Below are 19093 nucleotides of genomic sequence, written 5' to 3'. Positions count from 1 at the left end.
GTCATCCTAGTATATGATTGACTCTCCGGGAATATTTATACAGCGGCTGTTTGGCTTGGCGGATTACAAATACGGCGTCGGATTTACGGCCGATCCGTTAATCCGTACTTCGAAATGCAGGTGAGGACCCGTGCTCCGGCCCGTCGAACCCACTTCGGCAATTTTTTGGCCGCGGCTGACCTGCTGCCCTTCGGACACTTTGATGCCGCCGCTGCGGATATGGGCGTAGAGGGTCCATACGCCGCCGCCATGATCGATAATGACCGTGTTGCCGTAACTGCTCCACCACTCGGCGAGAATGACCGTTCCGCTGTCGGCGGCCCGGATTTCCGTGCCCTCGGAGACGGCAAAATCCTGTCCGGTGTGCATGGACAGAGCTTGTCCGGTAACCGGATGCGTGCGGTATCCGAAACCGGAGGAAAGGTAGGCCCCCGATACCGGCATGGCGAACGGTCCGCCGTTTCCGTTGAAGGCGGCTCTTCCCGAAGGGCTTGAAGTAGCGACCAGATTACGTTTTTTCGCTGCCGCAGCGGCGGCCTTTCTGGCTCTTGCTTCCGCAGCCGCTTTGGCGGCCGCGGCCCGGCGGGCAGCCTCTTCGGCGGCAAGCTTGTTTCTTTCCTGCTGGAGCTGGGAGCGCTTGGTAGCCAGGGCTACGAGCATCTGCTCCTGTTCTGTGGATATATCGTCTGAAACTTCGATTTTATGATTATACTTGGCAATGAGAACTCTTTTTTCCTTCTCTTTGTCGGCCAATTCGCTCTTGCGGTCTTCCATCTGCGCGTATAAATCCTTGGCCTTTGCGTACTGGCTCTCCAGCTCTTTTTTCTTCTCCAGCACCAGGATTTTGTCCTGCTTATGCTGAACGAGCAGGTCCTGATCCTGATCGACGATGGTCTTCAGGGAGTCGGCGCGTTCCAGGAAATCCGTAAAGCTGGTCGAGGACAAGAGCACATCCAGGTAGGATACTTCCCCATCCATGTAAATCAGGCGGATACGCGATTCCAACAGCTTCTCGCGGGCCGCGATGCGTTCTTCGGCCGATTTCAGCTCATTCGCGGTTACGCGGAGTGAATCCTCCGTTTCGTCGATCTTCACGCTGATTTTGCTAAGCTCATCGCTGACGATTCCGATTTGTTCCATGACATATTTAAGGTTTTTGTTTGTCTTGTTTTTATAGTGCTGGGCCTCTTGCTTTTCCTCCGCTGCCTTGCTCTTTTGCTCGCGGGCCTTCTGGACCTGCTGCTGCAGCGCTTTAAGCTGACGGTCCACATCGGCAGACGTTTTGTTTTCGGCTGATCCGGCAGAGGGTTGGAATACGACTGCGGCCAATAGTAAGGCGGCTAATCCGGCGGCGATCTTTTTCAACGTGCACTCCCCATCCTTTTGCGATTTGTTGTATCAAGGAATCCTGCGATCCCGAGAACGTATGATCCAGCAACGATTTTGTCCATAAAAGTTCGTGATCAAAAGATGCTTAGGGTGCCTCTTAAACCTTCAAAAACTTGCGGATGGACATCGTACTGCCCCAGATGCCGATCAGCATGCCGAGCAGAAGAATAAGCCCTCCCAGCAGATGCCATATATCCCCGAGCGGGATCAGGCTTTGGCTTAAGGTAATGTCGCTCATGACTGAAGCATGAAGGCGGCTGTAACCAAAGAATAAAAACGCCGATCGTGATCAAGGAGCCTATAAACCCGATCAAGGCCCCCTCAACGAAAAACGGCCAGCGGATGAAATTGTTGGTTGCGCCGACCAGCTTCATAATGCTGATCTCGCGGCGGCGCGCCAAAATCGTGACCCGGATCGTATTGGAGATCAGGAACATCGACATCAATCCAAGGCCTGCCACAAAAATAAATCCGATGTTGCGAACGGTACGGGTGATTTTAAACAGCGTCTCCACCGTGCCTTCCCCGTACTTCACTCTCATGATCGGTTTTTCCGCATGGGTTTCGTTCAAAGCGTTGATCTTATCGGCGACGAACGGAACCGTGGTCGGCTCGAACACTTCAACGACAAAGGAATCCGGCAGCGGGTTGGTATCCTTGTCGGTAAACCCCTGCAGCAGATCCTTTCCTTCCTCGCCGAAGTTCTCGGTAAGTTCCTTCATGCCTTCGTCCTTTGACACAAAGCGGACGCTCTTGACCTCGGGCATGATCTGGATTTCCTTCTGGATCGTTTCCCTCAGCTTTTGGCTCACGTTCAGGTTCAAATACGTGCTTACCTGTACTTTACTATCGGCTTTATCGGCCAAGGCGTTTACATTTAGCACCAATAAAATGAAAACCCCCAGAATAAACAATGACACTACGATCGAGGTTATTGAAGCCACGGACATCCAGCCGTTTCGGAATACGCTTTTGGCCCCTTCCCGCAAGTGCCGGAGGAAGGTTCTAAAAGTCATATCCGTACTCCCCTCTCACCTGGTCTCTCACAATTTGTCCATGCTCAATGGCGATGACGCGCTTGCGCATCGTATTGACGATATCTTTGTTATGCGTAGCCATGACGATCGTCGTTCCGCGGAAGTTGATCTCGTCAAGCAGCTGCATGATGCCCCACGATGTTTCGGGATCCAGGTTGCCGGTAGGCTCGTCCGCTATTATGACCGACGGATTGTTCACGATGGCCCGGGCAATGGCGATCCGCTGCTGCTCTCCGCCCGACAATTGCGCCGGCTGACGGTTGGCCTTTCCTTTCAAGCCCACAAGGTCAAGCACTTCCATGACCCGTTTCTTCATCAGGCGCGTCGGCGCCTCGATCACTTCCATTGCAAAAGCTACATTTTCATAAGCGCTCAGCTTCGGCAGCAGGCGAAAATCCTGGAAAACAACCCCGATATTTCGGCGCACATAGGGGATTTTGCGCTGCTTCAGCTTGCCGATATTAAATCCGTTAACGGAAATCTGCCCCTTGGTGGGCACTTCTTCTCTATAAATGAGTTTCATAAATGTCGATTTGCCTGCGCCGGACGGTCCGACGACGTAAACAAATTCATTGCGGTCGATCTTTACCGAAACCCCTTGAAGCGCATGGGTGCCGTTCGGATAGGTCTTCCACACGTCCTGCATCTCTATCACTTCATCACTTCCCATTACTTGATTAGCCCTTATACTTTCGACACTTTCCAAGGAATTCCTTTATAATCCATGAAAAATCCTCACGACATCACCTATTGTAACAAATTTGTTACCTTTTGAGTACCCGAAAGTTTGGCGCCCCAGCGGCATATATATGAAAAGGTGCTTGAACTCCGAGTAACAAGAAGTTAAAAGGTGGTTTCTCATGAAAAAAATTCATTTGAGTCTCATCGTGATCATCAGTCTAATGCTGGTCGGCTCGCTTGTTTACGGAGGACTGACTCTATATGCCAATCAAAAAGAGCTTCCGCAAGGGGTCACGCTGTCCGGCTGGGAGGTTGGAGGTCGGCCGGCAGCCGAAATCCTGCATGAATTGGACAAACGTCTGGAGTCCATGGAGAAAACGACAGTCGAATTCGGGCATCCGCAAATCCCGGGAGGCAGGGAAGTGCTGAGCCTGAGGCAGGCCGGAGTGAAGTATCGGGCGGATGCTTTCCGGGAGGCCATCCGGAATCTGATGGAAGGGGGGCTGTGGGAACGGGCGGTCCACAGGAACCGCTTTGAAAAAAGCTGGAGCATCACCGCCGAGTGGAACCGTGAGGATTTGAAGCGGATATTGAGCCCGGAATGGGAAAAAGAGCGATTGGGCGAGCCGGTAAATGCCGTCCGGAGCATATCGAACGATATCGTCCGGTACATCCCCGGGAAAACCGCTCTTCGCATCGATTGGACGATCCTGGGCGAGCGGTTCGTTGCGGCCTTGCCTGCCGATCTTTCCCCCCTGGATTCCAAGTCATCCGGTAAAATAGAGCTGGAACTCCCGCTGAAACCCGTTCAACCGGAGGTCACCGTCGAGTCCTTGAAGGCCGAAGGAATCGAGCGGAAAATCATTCAATTCTCAACGAGCCTCGGTGCAAGCGGACCGGGAAGGGTACATAATATCACCGCCGCCTCAAAGGCCGTGGACGGGATGATCTTAAAGCCCGGCGAAGAATTCAATTATGCCGAAGTGATCGCCAAAGCGAAAAAGGAATACGGCTTCCGCCAAGCACCCGTCATCGTAAGCGGAAAGCTCGTGCCGGGAATCGGCGGCGGCATCTGCCAGGTGTCCAGCACCGTATACAATGCCGTGCTTCTGACCGGACTCGAAGTGACCGAGCGGCGCAGCCACTCCCTTCCCGTCAACTATTTGCCGAAAGGGCTGGACGCCACTTTTGCCGAAGGGGCGATTAACTTCCGGTTCCGCAACAACACGGGCAAGCATCTCCTTATCCGCTCCGAGGTAAACGGACGGACGCTGACCTTGAAATTTTTCGGCACGTTTCCCAAAGATACGGTTTACGAGCTGGAATCCAAATCGGTCGAAAGCATTCCGGCCCCGTTGAAATACGTTCGGGACTCCTCCCTGTCTCCGGGCAAGCAAAAAATCATCCAACGGGGAAAGCCGGGATATGTGGTGGAAACCTACCGGGTCAAAAAAGTGAATGGAAAAGTGATGGAACGCGTCCGGATTTCGCGGGACGTCTATCGCGGCCAAAGCACCATCGTCGGCATGAACCCGACAAGCGGCGATATTCCCGGCTCGAGAGGGGTACCGAAAGCCCCGATCATAGAGGATGGAGTCAGCAATCCATAGGAGCTGCCGCGTTCGTGCAACACAGCAAAGCCAGGGACGGATGTCCCTGGCTTTGCTTAATCATTTTAATCATTTTCGGCTAGCGTCGGAAAATGTCTGCGATCAGCCGATTCGTAGACTAGAACGTGCGGATCACATCCGCCACGTCGGAGTCCCTGTCGCTGTCGAATACCTCGCTGTATTCGACTCTTCCAATGGTACAGCCCGGTCCGATTTTCACGCGCCGTCCGCGGACCATGTCCGCTCTTGTATGCTCAAGCACGATCTCGTCGCCTTCAATCATGTCCACTTCCAGCTTGGTGCGACCGATCATTCTGGCCAGGAGGGAGACGGTTACCGAAATGTGCTCTCCCATCATTCGTTTCACGCGGGAGGAGCTGACGAGCTTCAATCGGATTTCCCTTCCGTACAGCGCATCTCCGGATTCCACCGCTCCCCGTACGTTCAAATGCTCGGCTCCGATCTCACCGCCGGCTTCCAGCGTTCCGTAAACGGTGAGCCTGACCGCCGACAGCGTTTCCCCGATGTCCAGGTCTCCGTTGATATGTCCCACTCTTATGCGCGCGCTCCCGCCGGCCTTCAGGCCTCCGTTAACCTTTATCTGTTCCGTTTCCAGATCGTCCCTTACGCTCAAATGACCGTTAACCCGGGCATCCTCGCATCGCATGCTGCCTTCCACGCCAGCGCTCCCATTACAGCGAAAAACGAAACAATCCGCACTGTCGTAAATACGGCCGTCCCCGTTGATTCTGACTTTTCCGAGCAGCCCGCCTGCGGAAGAGCCGCTGCCCATTACGGAAACATCGTGTCTGGCCCCCGTCCTGTAGTTCAATATCATGACACTCCTTTCTCCAACAACCATATTCAGCGCCGATATCAAAACCTGATGTTTATCGGCCCAGGATTACACCCGCCGGGCTTCGCCGATTTCCGCGGTCGGATCCTGGATCAGCTCATCCCTGTATTCCACCAGACGAATCCTGCAGCCCGGACCGATGGCGACCCGGTTGCCGCGGACGACCTCTGCCTCCGTATACTCCACGTCGATGGTGCTGCCTTCCAGAATCCGGGCAAACAGACGAATCGGTCTTATGGAAAAGGTAAGCTGCTCCCAAATCCTGTTTCCTTTCTTCTGCACCGTGATGGAGTTCCCGTATATTTCCCTGGCCTCGCAGCGGTCGCACAGCTTAATCTCGATCCTGTCTCCGTAAAGCGGACCGTCCACCTGGAAGCCGCCCTTCACCTCCATGATTTCCGCCTGGATGCTTTCGCTTTTCAGGCTGCCGCTGAGTTCGATTTTTTTGGCCGTTAACCGTCCGTCAATGCGGCATCTTCCCCCCACCTTCACGCTTCGGGCACGTACGTCCGACTTGATCTTGACGGCTCCCCCGACAAACAGCTCCAATGCATCCATCGGCCCATCGATCGAACCGTTGCCGTTAATGCGAACGGTTTTGGTTGTGAGCGCCCCTTTAACGCTTACCGAGCCGTTTCCGATCAAATCGGTACAGTCCAGGTCGCCGCCGACGCTTCCCATGCCATCCAGCTGAACCTTTCCGTATACTCCGCCCGCCGTTTTGCCAACGCCGGTGATATGCAAATCTTCCCGTTTTCCAGTAAACTCTTCCATTTCCCGAATCCCCCGTTTCTTAAGTCTCCCGCCGATGCTTTGGCCCGAAATCCGTTCGCAATGCTTTCCTTTCTGTTAATGTAACACATACCGGTCCTCAGGCAAACAGGCTTCCGGCGGAAGGGCTGCTCCGTCCTCGGACCGAGGGCTCCGTGGTTAAAAGAGAGATTTCCTTGCAGCTTCGTTCCAATCATACGGATATATCATAATTCAAGAAAAATGCTTTCCCCCGATAAAAAGGGAACGCAGTACCTGCTGTACAGTGACGGCATTCGTTCGCGCATCCAGGGATATACGCTGTCGTTGTCCATCTGAAAGGCATAATATGACTTTCATGATATATATCTATAGTTGAATATGCTATCATCGGAGGTAACGACCAGAAGGACATAAAGGGGGATTTTATAGCATGGCACTCATGCAATGTCACTTTTTTTCGGAAGCGCTCGGGCTGAGCACGACGATGACCGTCATTCTTCCGCAAAACACGACAACCCAAATCGGCATGGAAAACCGTGCCGGCTCGCATCGCCATCCGACGCTCTACCTGCTTCACGGATTGTCCGACGACGACTCGATCTGGCTGCGCCGGACATCCATCGAGCGGTATGTGGCTTCCATGGGAATCGCGGTTGTCATGCCGCAGGTGCATCGCAGCTTTTATACGGACATGGAGTACGGCGGCAAATACTGGACCTTTATCAGCGAGGAGCTTCCCGCGCTCGCCCGCTCTTTCTTCCCGCTGTCCCATGCGCGGGAGGACAACTTCGTAGCCGGGCTGTCCATGGGCGGATACGGCGCTTTCAAGCTGGCGCTGGGCAAGCCCGAAATGTTTGCCGCGGGAGCAAGCTTGTCCGGCGCTTTGGATGTGGCCGACAGAATGATAGAAGCAACCTTCGAAAGAGATTCAAAGCTGATTTTTGGCGAAGGCCCGATTCAGGGCGGCGACAACGACCTCCTGGAGCTCGTGAAGCGGCTGGACCGGTCCGAAGGCCCCAAACCGAAGCTGTATCAGTGCTGCGGAACGGAGGATTTCTTGTACGACAACAACCAAACGTTCCTGAAGGCCTGCCGGGAAACCTCGCTCGACCTGACTTATTCGGAGGGACCGGGCGCTCATGAATGGGGCTATTGGGATGCCAAAATTCAAGACGTGCTGAAATGGCTGCCGCTGCGCGAGAAGTAATTTCGCACTCCATTACTGCAAGCCCGAGCCTGTTTCGGGTCACGCGCCTATATTAAAACCGGACATCGACTAGATCGTTCAAGACTAGTGAAATGTCCGGTTTTACGTTTTTATAACGACAACAGCACGAACGTCCATGACCTTGCAAAAAAGCCCGGCGGATTTTAAATATCCGCCACGACGAGACCGGTGCGCGTTTTTTTGAATGCGGAGATAAAGCTTTTTTTGATGCCGGAATCCGTCACGATGGCATCGATCCGGTCAAGCGGCGCAATGGAGACCGTGACGTCTTTGCCGAATTTGGAACTGTCGGCCGCGACGTAAACCTCCTTGGATAGCTCGATCATTTTTTTTCGGGTGATCGCTTCCTCCAGGTTATAGTCCGAGATTCCCTTGTCGATCGTGATTCCGCTGCAGCAGATAAAAGCCTTCAGAACATTAAGCTGATGAAAATTAAATATATAATCATACGTCACAACCGACTGCTCGTCCCTTCTTATCTTCCCGCCGATGATGAGCAGCTCCACGTCGCTATGCATCAGCTCGTTCACGACGGGAATCGAATTGGTAACGACCGTGAGTTTCTTTTTAAACTTCACGTATTTTGCAATCTGATAGGTTGTCGATCCGCTGTCAATATAAATGCAATCGCCGTCGTTAATATACTCGCTGCATTTGCGGGCAATCCTGTCCTTCTCTTCCAGGCGGCTGACCATGCGCTCATCCATCGAGGATTCCCCGAAACCAGGTTCCGCGAGCTTCACCCCGCCATAAATCTTCTGAATTTTCCCTTGGCTTGTCAGCAGGTTCAAATCCCTGCGGAGGGTATCCACCGAAATATCCAGCTCTTCCGTCAGCTCCGCGATTTTGAGAACTTTCCGAATCGTTAACAGATCGATGATTTTCTTTTGCCTTTCAAGCGGCAGCATATTCTCACCCGTTTATTTTTGTCATGGTTTTATCATCAGTGTACCGATTACGTCCCGTACATTCAACACATTTTACTTGCTCCTCCGCCAGACATGGTCATAACACACGAAAGAATTAGATATAAATCATGAAAAATATATGCATAATTTACGCAATGTTTACATACCTCCTGATCGGGATTTACACAGCCTTTTTATACTTGGGTTGTGTTTAAGGAGGTGAACCATGTGCTGAAGCTTCAGCATATCAGCAAACAATTTGACGGGAAAACGGTTCTGGATGACATCAGCCTTGAGATCGGGACAGGCGAAATCGTTTCGCTCCTTGGTCCAAGCGGAAGCGGAAAAACTACGCTGCTGAACATCATCCTTGGATTGACGCAGATGGATCAGGGGAAGATCCTCTTTCATGATTTGGATTTGACTCGTGTACCGATGAAGAAGCGGGGGTTCAACATTGTATTTCAGGATTACGCCCTGTTTCCGAATTTGAACGCTTACGACAATATCGTGTATGGCCTGCGCAACAAGAAGGGCGCCGTTAACGCTCGGGAGATTCAGGAATATATCGATTTCCTGGAGCTGCAGCCTCACCTGATGAAGAGAATCGGGGAACTATCGGGCGGGCAGAAGCAGCGGGTGGCTCTGGCAAGAACATTGGTAACCAAGCCGAAGATCCTTCTGCTGGATGAGCCGCTAAGCGCTTTGGACGGGGTCATTAAGGAATCGATCAAACAGCGTATACAATCGATCGCGCGCGAATTTAAATTGACGACGATTATCGTGACTCACGACCCGGAAGAGGCTCTAACGCTGTCGGACAAAATCCTGATCATTCACCAGGGCAAAATATCGCAATTCGGCACGCCCCGGGAAATCGTCCATCAGCCCGGCAACGATTTTGTGGAGCAGTTCATTATCAAGCAGCTGCACATCAAAAGACAGAACATCTATAACTTGTTTGGAGAACAGTATGCATAACGTCAAACCTGAAATGCGGGTTATTTTCACGGTCATCTTTTTGTTGTTTGCGGCTTTCCTGTTCCTGCCGATTCTGATTTTGCTGGTCCGTTCGTTTGAAACCGGCCAAGGGTTTTCATTGGCGAATTACAGTTCGGTCTGGTCGGAACGGGATTTGGTCGGAGCTGTCTTTAACAGCTTAAAAGTGTCAGCGGCAACGGCCCTCATTACCACCGTTTTGGGGTTCACGCTTGCATACACCATCCATTGCACCAAAATATGCGGCCCCCTCAAAGGCGTGATGAGAACGGCCATTGTCGTTCCCATGCTTCTTCCGACGATCACCTACGGCTTTGCGATCATGTACTCGCTCGGCAACCAGGGATTGATCACGAAACTTGCGGGGCGGAACTTGTTCGATATTTATGGGTTTAACGGCCTGCTCATTGGATATGTCATCTACACGCTGCCGCCGGCTTTTCTGCTGATTCATAACGCTTTTAAGTACATTGACAAAAAATTCATCATCGTATCCAAACTCATGGGCGACGGGACATTGCGAAGTTTTGCGAACACCATCCTTCGGCCGCTCGCCGGGGCATTGGGCGGGGCCTTCGTGCTCTCCTTCATTCTCAGCTTTACGGACTTCGGAATCCCCGCTTCGGTGGGCGGAACCTACCCGGTTGTGGCAACGCAGCTGTACCAGGTGATGCTTGGCTCGATTCCCGACTTCAATCAGGGGGCTGTCATTGCTATATTGATGCTTGTCCCGGCTGTGTTCGGCATTTGGTTGCTAAACCGGCTGGAGAGACTGAATTTTCACTATGACAAGCTGACCAACACCGAACTGCCCCGTCACCGAACCCGGGATATGGCTTTCGGCATTGCCTCGTCCGTTATCGTTCTCGGAATGCTGTCGATCTTTGCGGTTATGTTTATCGCTCCATGGTTAAACGGCTTTCCGTATGACCTTACCTTTACGTTCAAGCATGTAATCGACGCTTTTCAATCCGGCGATTTGACGGAGGTGTATCTTAACTCGTTATATGTCGCTATATTAACCGCCCTTTTCGGCACGTTAACGGCATATTCCTCGGCCCTGTTGAACGTAAGGACCTCCTTAAGGGGCAAGTCCGGCATGGACCTCGTTTCAATGATCACAAATACGGTGCCCGGCATGGTGCTGGGGATCTCGTACTTGCTTCTTTTTAACGGCAGCACCTTAAAGGGGACCTTCGCGATCCTCGTCCTGTGCAATATCGTGCATTTCTTTACGACGCCGTACCTGATGGCCAAGAACTCCCTTTCCAAAATGAATCCGTCCTGGGAAACGACAGGCGAGCTTCTGGGGGACAGTTGGTTCAAAACCGTCTGGAGGGTCGTACTGCCGAACTCGGCCTCAACGGTCATTGAGATGGTCGGCTACTATTTCATCAACGCCATGGTGACGGTCAGCGGGATTATCTTTCTGGTCTCCGCCCAGACGTCCGTTGTTGCGAGCAAGATCAAAGAGCTTCAGCACTTCGCCAAATTTAACGAAATTTTCGTGCTGTCCCTGCTCATCTTCTTCACCAATTTGATCATCAAAATTCTGTGTGATTACATGCAAAAACGAAAAGCTGCACATTAACCAATAAACCAAGTTCAAGGAGTGAATTTCGATGAAGAAAACGTTGAAATGTATGCTGCTCTCACTATTGGCCGTCAGTCTGGTGTTTGCCATGGCAGGATGCGGCAAAAGTGATGCAGGTACGAAAAAAGTGGTCATCTACACAAACGGCGATGAAGAAGCGGTGCAGGCCATGGAAAAATCCCTCAAAAGTGGCGGTTTTGAAGGCAAGTACGTTCTGCAGTCGTTCGGGACCTCGGAGCTCGGCGGAAAGCTGATCGCCGAGGGCAACAAAATCGAAGCCGATCTTGTTACGATGAGCTCCTATTTTATTGAGAGTTCTCAGAGCAAAAACTCCATGTTTAAAGACCTTGCGTTCGAAACGGGCGCCGTTCAAGAATATCCTGCTTACTACACGCCTGTCTTGGCAAACACCGGCTCGATCTTTGTCAATACGGAAGTGCTAAAGCAAAAGGGGCTTCCTATGCCCACATCCATTTCCGATTTAACGAAGCCGGAGTTCAAGGGTCTGGTGTCGATCCCGAACATTATGGACTCCTCCACAGGATGGCTTCTGATCCAGGCCATCATTACCCAATACGGGGAAGAAGCGGGAAAAACCGTGCTGCATGATCTCATTGCCAATGTCGGTCCTCATCTTGAAAGCTCGGGCTCCGGTCCCATCAAAAAGGTACAGGCCGGAGAAGTCGCAGCCGGTTTTGGCCTCCGCCATCAGGCTGTTGCCGCCAAAGCATCGGGAGCCCCGATTGACTTCGTGGACCCGATTGAAGGTAATTTTTCCTTGACGGAATCCATTGCTGTAGTGAACAAGGACAATGAAGCGACCGACCTTGCCATGAAAATGGCGGAGACGATCATCAAGGACGCAAGAAAGGATCTGATCGTCAACTATCCGGTTGCCTTGTACCAGGGTGAATCCGTCGAGGATATCAATAAACCGAAGCATGCGAAGACTTTTGAGAAGCCGCTCACCGTGGAACTGCTTGAGAAGCACCAACAATTTTTCAATTCGTCCAAATAATGAAGGCAAGGAGTGAAGCAAGATGAACAACTATAAATTGTTAACGCCCGGACCGCTGACCACGACCAGCACCGTGAAAGAGGAAATGCTGCTGGACCGCTGCACATGGGACGACGACTACAAATCGATTACCCAAAAAATCAGATCCCAGCTGCTGACATTTGCAGGAGTCGATCCGGCTCAGTATACGGCGGTGCTTATGCCGGGAAGCGGCACATTTGCGGTGGAATCGGTCCTCACGTCCACGATCGCAGATGAGGACAAGCTGCTTATCGTATCGAACGGCGCTTACGGCGAACGCATCGTCCAGATGGCAGGGTACATCGGCCTGCGGTTTGCGGAATACCGCGTGAGCTATGACCAGCAGCCCGACGAAGCCGGCATCCGATCGGTTTTGGAAACAGACCCTGATATTTCGCATATCGTCATGGTTCATTGCGAGACCACAACGGGTATATTGAATCCGCTCGAAATGATTTCCCGGCTTGCCCATGAATATGATAAAACCTTAATCATCGATGCCATGAGCAGTTTTGGCGGAATCGAGATGGACGTAGGCGGTCTCGGAATTGATTATTTGATCAGCAGCGCTAACAAATGCATTCAGGGCGTTCCCGGGTTTGGTTTTGTTATTGCCAAGACCGGGAAGCTTGCAGCCTGCAAGGGCATTGCACGCAGCCTATCGTTAGACCTGTTTGATCAATGGAAGGAAATGGACAAAGACGGGAAATGGCGCTACACTTCTCCGACCCATGTGGTGGCTGCGTTCTCCAAAGCGATGGATGAACTCGTTCAGGAAGGCGGCATACCCGCAAGATCCAGACGATACCGTGACAACAATGCTATGTTAAGAGAAAGACTTGCGCAGCTTGGCATCCATGCCTACATATCACCGGATAAACAATCGCCGATCATTACGACCTTTTTGTTTCCGAATGAACGGTTCAGCTTTCAGGATTTCTACGCTTATGTTAAAGCCAGAGGTTACGTGATCTACCCCGGCAAACTGACGGAAGTGGATACGTTCCGCATCGGCAACATCGGGGAAATTCATCGGCAGGACATCGAGCAATTATGCGAGATTATCGAAGAATATATGGGAGTGACCGCAAAATGAGCAGAATAGAAGGCGTTATTTTGGATTGGGCGGGAACCGCCGTGGATTTCGGATGTTTTGCACCCGTCAACGTGTTCGTGGATATTTTTAAAAATGCCGGCATCGGCGTTACGATGGACGAAGCCAGAGCCCCCATGGGCATGTTAAAGATTGATCATATCCGTGCGATGCTGTCCATGCCGAGAGTGTCGGCGCTGTGGGAGAATAAGTACGGGCGCTCTTTTACGGAACAGGATGTGGAGAAGCTTTACGCCGAATTCGAGCCTGCGCTTATGGCTTCCCTTTCCCAATATACGGATCCGATTCCCGGTGTTGTTGAGACGGTGGACAACCTTAGGACCCGCGGACTTAAAATAGGATCAACCACAGGGTATACCAGCACCATGATGGAGGTCGTCGTTTCCAATGCCCGCCAAAAAGGCTATAGCCCGGATGTTTACGTAACGCCGGATGATACGCATTCGCTCGGAAGACCTTACCCTTACATGATCTACCGCAACATGGAGCAGCTGAAGCTGTCGGCGTGCCGGAAGGTCGTCAAGGTCGGCGACACGGTTTCCGACATTAAAGAAGGCGTAAACGCGGGCGTATGGTCGGTCGGCGTCGTCATCGGAAGCTCGGAAATGGGGCTCAGGCAGGAGGAATTTGAGAGCCTGTCAGCATCCGATCAAGAAAAAGCGATCGCAAAGACAAAAGAGACCTTCCTGCAGCACGGGGCGGACTTTACGATTCATACGATGAGCGAGCTTCCATCGCTGATCGATAGCATCAACGATCTGTTGTCCGAGGGGATCAACCCCGGCGGCGTGAAGCGGTTGAAGAGCCTCCCGTCGTCTTGAACACAAGTAAGTTTTTTGGCGGCTCTATCCAAAGAGACTGACCATACAACAATGCTCATTCGGTGACAAACATGGAGGAGGTAATGGCTTTGTTGAAGTCTAAAAAAACGTGGCTTTCGTTGCTCGCTTGTTCCATCGCTTTTACGGCGACGCCGGTCTTAGGCCCGGTCACAGGGATACAAGTCTACGCGGATGATACAGCTTCAGAAACGCAGATGCAGGTTCAATCGTCGACCAACGCGGCAGCACCCGAACTGACAGCCACCGAGATCGCTATCCCTACCCCATCGGAAAAGCCCGGCCGTTATATCGGGAGCGTCAGCGTTACATTGAGCAGTTCAACGCCGGGCGCGGAAATCTACTATACTCAGGACGGCACGTCGCCGGATGAAACGAGTTTGAAATTCGACGGGAATCCGATCGTATTGAAGGAATCGACCAACCTCTCGGTCGCTGCCGTTATAAACGGCGTCTGGAGCAAAGCGGCCACATACGGCTATATCATCAAAACTGACGAGAAGCCGCTGCTCAAATTCGTCGCCATGTCAGACGTTCATATTGGGTCGCGCGGCACTGCCGATCCACGATATCTCAACTACTTCGACACGATAGAGTCGATCTTTTCCAAGCCGGATGCGATTCTCAGCATCGGAGACATGATCAATGATAACGGGAACGATAAGCCAAATGACCACGTTATGGTACGGGAAGTCTTCCAGAACAATCTGACTCGAAAAAACTGGACGGACATTCCGGTACGGATGGCGATCGGCAATCATGACGCCACCGTTGCCAAAGTAAAGGAGCATTATCCGACAGAATGGTTCACGAGTCAGCCAAACGGCTATTACGAATCGGAAATCGGAGGCTACCATTTCTTTTTCCTTAACGGAAACAACTACAACTGGGACGCAATTCAGCGCAACTGGCTGAAAGGCCGGCTCTCTGAGCTGGCAGCTATTCCGGAGAACAAGAATAAGCCGATATTCATTGGCGTGCATCAGCCGGTTTCAGGTACGGTGATGGACGGTCTACAAGCATCCAATCCGAACCTGTACGCGGATTTGAAAGATTATCCGCAAGCGATTGTGCTCTCCGGCCATTCACACTTTAACATCAACGATGAACGATCAATTCATCAAAAAGATTTTACGTCCATTAATCTCGGGTCCATGTCGTATGTGGAATCGGAGCGAGGCTATATGCAATCGACAGAAAAGGGCCTTGTCGGACGCTTCGAGATGCCGATCTCCCAAGCCCAGTTTATCGAAGTGTATGAGGACCGGGTAGAAGTGGATCGGATTACGATGAATGCGGACTCAGGTGATGTATACGATGACTGGCAGCCGGTTCCCCCGTACACCAGCCAAGCCGTATCCGCCGGCAAGAAATGGGTAATTGAGCTGAAAGGCAATACCAACGAAGAAATTAAAAGCAACTTCAAGTACACGACACGAAATAAAACATCGCCTGTCTTCTCTGGCCCCATCGAGGTTGCAACTTCGGACGACGTTCCTGTCCTCCGCTTCACTCAAGCAAAAGACGACCAGAACACGCATCATTATGAAGTCAATTTGCTTGAACAACGTTCGGGAGCAGTCGTTAAGTCGCTTAAAGTCTTATCTGATTTCTTCTTCTCCCCGATTCCGAACAAAATAAACATCAAACTTGAAGGCCTGGAACCGGCGACGGCCTATACCGTCCTTGTGACGGCGGTCGACAGCTACGGCAACAGATCCTCGACGCTCCAACAGTCGTTCAAGACGGGCGGTTCAGCTCCCGAGCCGACACCGATCGACCATGAAACCATGTGGAAAGAACTCGTCGTCGATATGAAATTCGATGAAAACTTGAATGATGACGCAAAAGACGTAACAGGCATGGCTATCGTGAACGGGAAGATCAACTACGTACCTGGCAAATCGAATAAAGCGGTGCAAATTCCTGCAGGAAACAGTAACTCGATCGACCTGGGCAATCGCGACGACCTTAAAGTCGGCAGTGGCGATTTTACGGCTTCCTTCTGGCATACCGGCGATCTCGCGGGCGACCAGACCGTTATATCCAATAAAAACTGGAATAGCGGCAAAAATGTCGGCTGGTACATCGGCCCTGCAGTCGCTAATAGCATGACAATCAACGCAAGCGACGGTACAAACCGTTCCGATACCAGAGCTGAAAGCGTCGGGAACGAATGGCATCTATTCACCGTTACGATGGATAGAGCGAGCCAAACGGCAAAGGTCTATGTGGATGGCGTTGAGAAGGCAAAAGGTGCGATTGCTGCTCCCGCAGGCAATAGCCTCGACAGTTATAACATTCACATCGGAACGGACGGAAACAAAGGCAACGGCGGCGCTAATGTGACAATGGACGAATTGAAAATTTGGAAACGGGCGCTTACCGCTACTGAAGTCAAGGCACTCTCCGATTCATACAAAATGGTGAAGCTTTATACGTTTGAACAGCTAACCGAACTGATTGGCCAAGCCGATCAATTCCAGACCAAGAGCGGCAATATCATTGGCGTTTCTTACCCGGCTGACAAGCTAAAGAGCCTCGCGGATCAATTAACGCTCGCGAAGGCGATAACGGCAGAGAGCGAGCCGGCGGTAATTGACGGCACTTATATCGATTTGATGCGGGCATTAAAAGAAGCGCAAGACTCGGTCATTTATTCCTTTATCCCCAAAACAGACTTTACGATCGATTCCTTCAGCACAGATGCCGTAAAAGATAATGCTTTGGCGCCTTATATTTTGGACGGTTCCGAGGCTACGATTTGGCATACGAAGTGGGAGGATGGTGAAGCTGATTTCCCACATTGGGTCATTATTGATATGAAAAGCACTCATAAGCTTAGCGGCATTCAACGAAAAAGCCGGATGGCACAAAGTTCGATGGAATTTCCTAAAGAATTTGAACTGTACGTCTCCGATAATCTCGCCGACCTGGAGAATCCCGCATTTCTAGCAGATCCTGCAAATAAAACGAGCGGCACGTTCGGTAAAACGTGGACCGGCAATGTATACCAGGACTACGTGGCTTTTGACAAACCCGTTCAAGGAAGATACGTCAAGTTCGTTGTCGCCAGCACGTACAACAGCTCGGGCACCTACACCAGCATGAGCGAGATTGACTTCACCGGACAGACCGGCTTGAACGAAAATGCGGCGCTGACCGATCTGAAAATTAACGGGAATACAGTAAACGACTTTGCAAGCGACAAGTTAAATTACACCGTCCAGGTGCCTCATGCAGTGACGGTAGCGGACGTGACTTATACGGCTGCCGATCCGAATGCTGCGGTCACCATCCGGGGCGGTACGGACCTGCAAGTAGGCGACAACCGAATTACCGTGACTGTAACGGCTGATGGAGCAACGAGAGAATACATCRTTATCGTGCGGCGTGCCGAAGAATCGGCGACCGAGAATGCGCGCTGACCGATCTGAAAATTAACGGTAAAACAATAAGCAATTTTGCAAGCAACAACCTGAGTTACACCGTCCAGGTGCCTCATGCAGTGACGGTAGTGGACGTGACCTATACGGCCGCCGATCCGACTGCTGCAGTCACCATCCGGGGCGGTACAAACCTGCAAGTAGGCGACAACCGAATTACCGTGACTGTAACGGTTGATGGAGCAACGAGAGAATACATCATTATCGTGCGGCGTGCCGAAGAATCGATCATTCGACCGAACCCGCCTTCGACAGCACCTCCGTCCACTTCACCGTCGACACCTTCACCTACTTCACCAACAAAGCCGGAGAAGGAAGAGGCACAGAAGCCGGATCTGCCGACTAATGCCGTCACCGTTCCAGACGAAGCGTTGAGCGGTGAAACGAAGGCCGTCCATGTGAAACTGCCGGACGGCAAGACAAGCGTCATACTTTCGGATAAACAAGCTCAAAAATTAATGGGACGCGGCCTGATCGTAGAATCCGAACAAGCTCAATTGAACGTTCCGGCCGCTTTGGTCGAATCGCTGCTGAAGTCTCTTCCCGCGTCCGAAAAGTCGGCCAGCATTGTCATAAGGCTGGAAGCCGTCGAGACTACGAAGGCGCAGCAATTGCTGCAAAAAGCGAACGGCTCCGGCAACGCACGCTATACACTGGGCGGAAAAATGCTGACCCTGTCCCTTGCAGCTATCGATGGAAACGGAAAACAACACCGGCTGGATCCATTCCCGAAGCCTGCGAAGCTTACGTTCCGGATTCCGGCGGGTATGAATCCGAAGCTTGCCGGCATCTATCAAATGGCAGGCAATGGCGCAATCCATGTTGGCGGCAAGCTTAATGCCGACCGCAGTGCGATGGAAGTTGAGCTCAGCCATTTTGGCGAATATGCGCTTCTTTCATTGGATAAATCCTATGCCGATGTCGATGTCAACCATTGGGCATACGAAACCATACATGAACTTTCCGCCAAGCAGATCATCAATGGAATGACAGAAACGAGATTCGCGCCGACCGGCAGCGTCACACGCGCAGAATTCGCGGCACTGCTTGCCCGGACGCTGAATCTGTCCCGGACCGGCTCGACGCCGTTCAGCGACGTAGCGGACGATGCCTGGTACGCGAAAGAAGTTTCCGCTGCTTATCAATCGGGTATTGTGACAGGGGCTGGACAAAAGCTGTTCGAGCCAAACCGGAAGATTACCCGGGAAGAGATGGCCGTCATGCTCGTTCGCGCTTATGAGCTTCAAATGGCATCGAAGACGGGTGCCGCATCGGCACAAATGAAAGATGAAAACTTCATTAGCGGCTGGGCCTTGCCTTATGTGAAAAAGGCCGTGGAAGCGAAGCTGCTGTCCGGTCGAAAGGAAGGACTTTTCGTACCGAACGGGCTTACGACTCGCGCGGAAGCCGCACAGGCGGTGTACAACCTGCTGCAGTCATTCGCTCGGGCCGACGCCTAAACGATCTTCTAGGCCAATCGACAATCGACATTCGACGGGCCACGCAAAACAAATGATTAATCGGCATGCGCCGTCCGGCCTCCCCATCGGGAGTACCCGGGCGGCGCATGCCGATTTTGGCTTTCTGGAAGGAACAACCG

General features: G+C 51.9%; 14 protein-coding genes and 1 pseudogene. 9 read left to right on the top strand and 6 right to left on the bottom strand.

Annotated features, from left to right (window positions below; translation table 11 throughout):
- Positions 1-63: 63 nt before the first annotated feature.
- The 3 genes and pseudogenes from XI25_RS03445 to ftsE form a co-directional block, all read right to left on the bottom strand.
- Positions 64-1365, bottom strand: coding sequence for a murein hydrolase activator EnvC family protein (locus XI25_RS03445; RefSeq protein ID WP_046677379.1), 1302 nt, complete (start codon positions 1363-1365; stop codon positions 64-66).
- 121 nt (positions 1366-1486) lie between these two features.
- Positions 1487-2405: pseudogene (gene ftsX / locus XI25_RS03440) on the bottom strand (permease-like cell division protein FtsX).
- Positions 2395-3081: a cell division ATP-binding protein FtsE gene (gene ftsE / locus XI25_RS03435; protein ID WP_046677378.1), complete on the bottom strand. Its 687-nt coding sequence runs from the start codon at positions 3079-3081 to the stop codon at positions 2395-2397. Before ftsE ends, ftsX begins: the two are co-directional and overlap by 11 nt.
- A 205-nt stretch (positions 3082-3286) precedes the next feature.
- Here ftsE and XI25_RS03430 point away from each other — a divergent pair, with 205 nt between their 5' ends.
- Entirely contained in the window at positions 3287-4717 is a 1431-nt protein-coding gene (locus XI25_RS03430) for a VanW family protein (protein WP_046677377.1), read from the top strand.
- 118 nt (positions 4718-4835) lie between these two features.
- Here XI25_RS03430 and XI25_RS03425 read toward each other — a convergent pair whose 3' ends face one another.
- Positions 4836-5549: a hypothetical protein gene (locus tag XI25_RS03425; protein WP_152669058.1), complete on the bottom strand. Its 714-nt coding sequence runs from the start codon at positions 5547-5549 to the stop codon at positions 4836-4838.
- A gap of 72 nt (positions 5550-5621) precedes the next feature.
- Positions 5622-6347, bottom strand: a complete 726-nt coding sequence (locus tag XI25_RS03420) for a hypothetical protein (protein ID WP_046677375.1) — start codon at positions 6345-6347, stop codon at positions 5622-5624.
- Positions 6348-6756: 409 nt separating this feature from the next.
- On the opposite strand from XI25_RS03420, the gene XI25_RS03415 reads away from it, so the two are divergent.
- A complete protein-coding gene (locus XI25_RS03415; RefSeq protein WP_046677374.1) occupies positions 6757-7533 on the top strand; it encodes an alpha/beta hydrolase in 777 nt (258 codons plus the stop codon).
- A gap of 164 nt (positions 7534-7697) precedes the next feature.
- Here the strand turns inward: XI25_RS03415 and XI25_RS03410 are convergent, their stop codons facing one another.
- The gene (locus XI25_RS03410) at positions 7698-8462 is read right to left on the bottom strand and encodes a DeoR/GlpR family DNA-binding transcription regulator (protein ID WP_046677373.1); all 765 of its coding nucleotides are present in this window, start codon (positions 8460-8462) and stop codon (positions 7698-7700) included.
- 228 nt (positions 8463-8690) lie between these two features.
- Between XI25_RS03410 and XI25_RS03405 the strand changes: the two genes are divergently transcribed.
- From XI25_RS03405 to XI25_RS03375, 7 genes are all read left to right on the top strand, one after another.
- Entirely contained in the window at positions 8691-9443 is a 753-nt protein-coding gene (locus tag XI25_RS03405; protein WP_046677372.1) for an ABC transporter ATP-binding protein, read from the top strand.
- Positions 9436-11052 (top strand): ABC transporter permease subunit, encoded by a 1617-nt coding sequence (locus tag XI25_RS03400; protein WP_046677371.1) that lies wholly within the window; start codon positions 9436-9438, stop codon positions 11050-11052. The genes XI25_RS03405 and XI25_RS03400 overlap by 8 nt, the downstream gene beginning before the upstream one ends.
- Positions 11053-11083: 31 nt before the next feature.
- Positions 11084-12073, top strand: coding sequence for an extracellular solute-binding protein (locus XI25_RS03395; protein WP_046677370.1), 990 nt, complete (start codon positions 11084-11086; stop codon positions 12071-12073).
- 22 nt (positions 12074-12095) lie between these two features.
- The gene (gene phnW, locus XI25_RS03390; protein WP_046677369.1) at positions 12096-13190 is read left to right on the top strand and encodes a 2-aminoethylphosphonate--pyruvate transaminase; all 1095 of its coding nucleotides are present in this window, start codon (positions 12096-12098) and stop codon (positions 13188-13190) included.
- Complete coding sequence (phnX, locus tag XI25_RS03385) at positions 13187-14029, top strand: phosphonoacetaldehyde hydrolase (RefSeq protein ID WP_046677368.1); 843 nt, start codon at positions 13187-13189, stop codon at positions 14027-14029. The genes phnW and phnX overlap by 4 nt, the downstream gene beginning before the upstream one ends.
- 89 nt (positions 14030-14118) lie before the next feature.
- Positions 14119-17475: a LamG-like jellyroll fold domain-containing protein gene (locus XI25_RS31010; protein WP_052759433.1), complete on the top strand. Its 3357-nt coding sequence runs from the start codon at positions 14119-14121 to the stop codon at positions 17473-17475.
- Entirely contained in the window at positions 17421-18953 is a 1533-nt protein-coding gene (locus XI25_RS03375) for an S-layer homology domain-containing protein (RefSeq protein WP_327204718.1), read from the top strand. Before XI25_RS31010 ends, XI25_RS03375 begins: the two co-directional genes overlap by 55 nt.
- The last annotated feature ends 140 nt before the right edge of the window (positions 18954-19093 follow it).

This window comes from Paenibacillus sp. DMB20 (genome assembly GCF_000987955.1).
In the GTDB taxonomy this organism is placed as follows: domain Bacteria; phylum Bacillota; class Bacilli; order Paenibacillales; family Paenibacillaceae; genus Paenibacillus_AQ.
Note: the sequence above shows the minus strand (reverse complement) of the source record. Positions and strands in the feature narration are given on the sequence as shown.

Coding starts and splice junctions, on each gene's coding strand:
- XI25_RS03430 (WP_046677377.1), top strand. CDS start 3,287: ATGAAAAAAATTCATTTGAGTCTCATCGTGATCATCAGTCTAATGCTG.
- phnX (WP_046677368.1), top strand. CDS start 13,187: ATGAGCAGAATAGAAGGCGTTATTTTGGATTGGGCGGGAACCGCCGTG.
- XI25_RS03410 (WP_046677373.1), bottom strand. CDS start 8,462: ATGCTGCCGCTTGAAAGGCAAAAGAAAATCATCGATCTGTTAACGATT.
- XI25_RS03395 (WP_046677370.1), top strand. CDS start 11,084: ATGAAGAAAACGTTGAAATGTATGCTGCTCTCACTATTGGCCGTCAGT.
- phnW (WP_046677369.1), top strand. CDS start 12,096: ATGAACAACTATAAATTGTTAACGCCCGGACCGCTGACCACGACCAGC.
- XI25_RS03420 (WP_046677375.1), bottom strand. CDS start 6,347: ATGGAAGAGTTTACTGGAAAACGGGAAGATTTGCATATCACCGGCGTT.
- XI25_RS03415 (WP_046677374.1), top strand. CDS start 6,757: ATGGCACTCATGCAATGTCACTTTTTTTCGGAAGCGCTCGGGCTGAGC.
- XI25_RS03400 (WP_046677371.1), top strand. CDS start 9,436: ATGCATAACGTCAAACCTGAAATGCGGGTTATTTTCACGGTCATCTTT.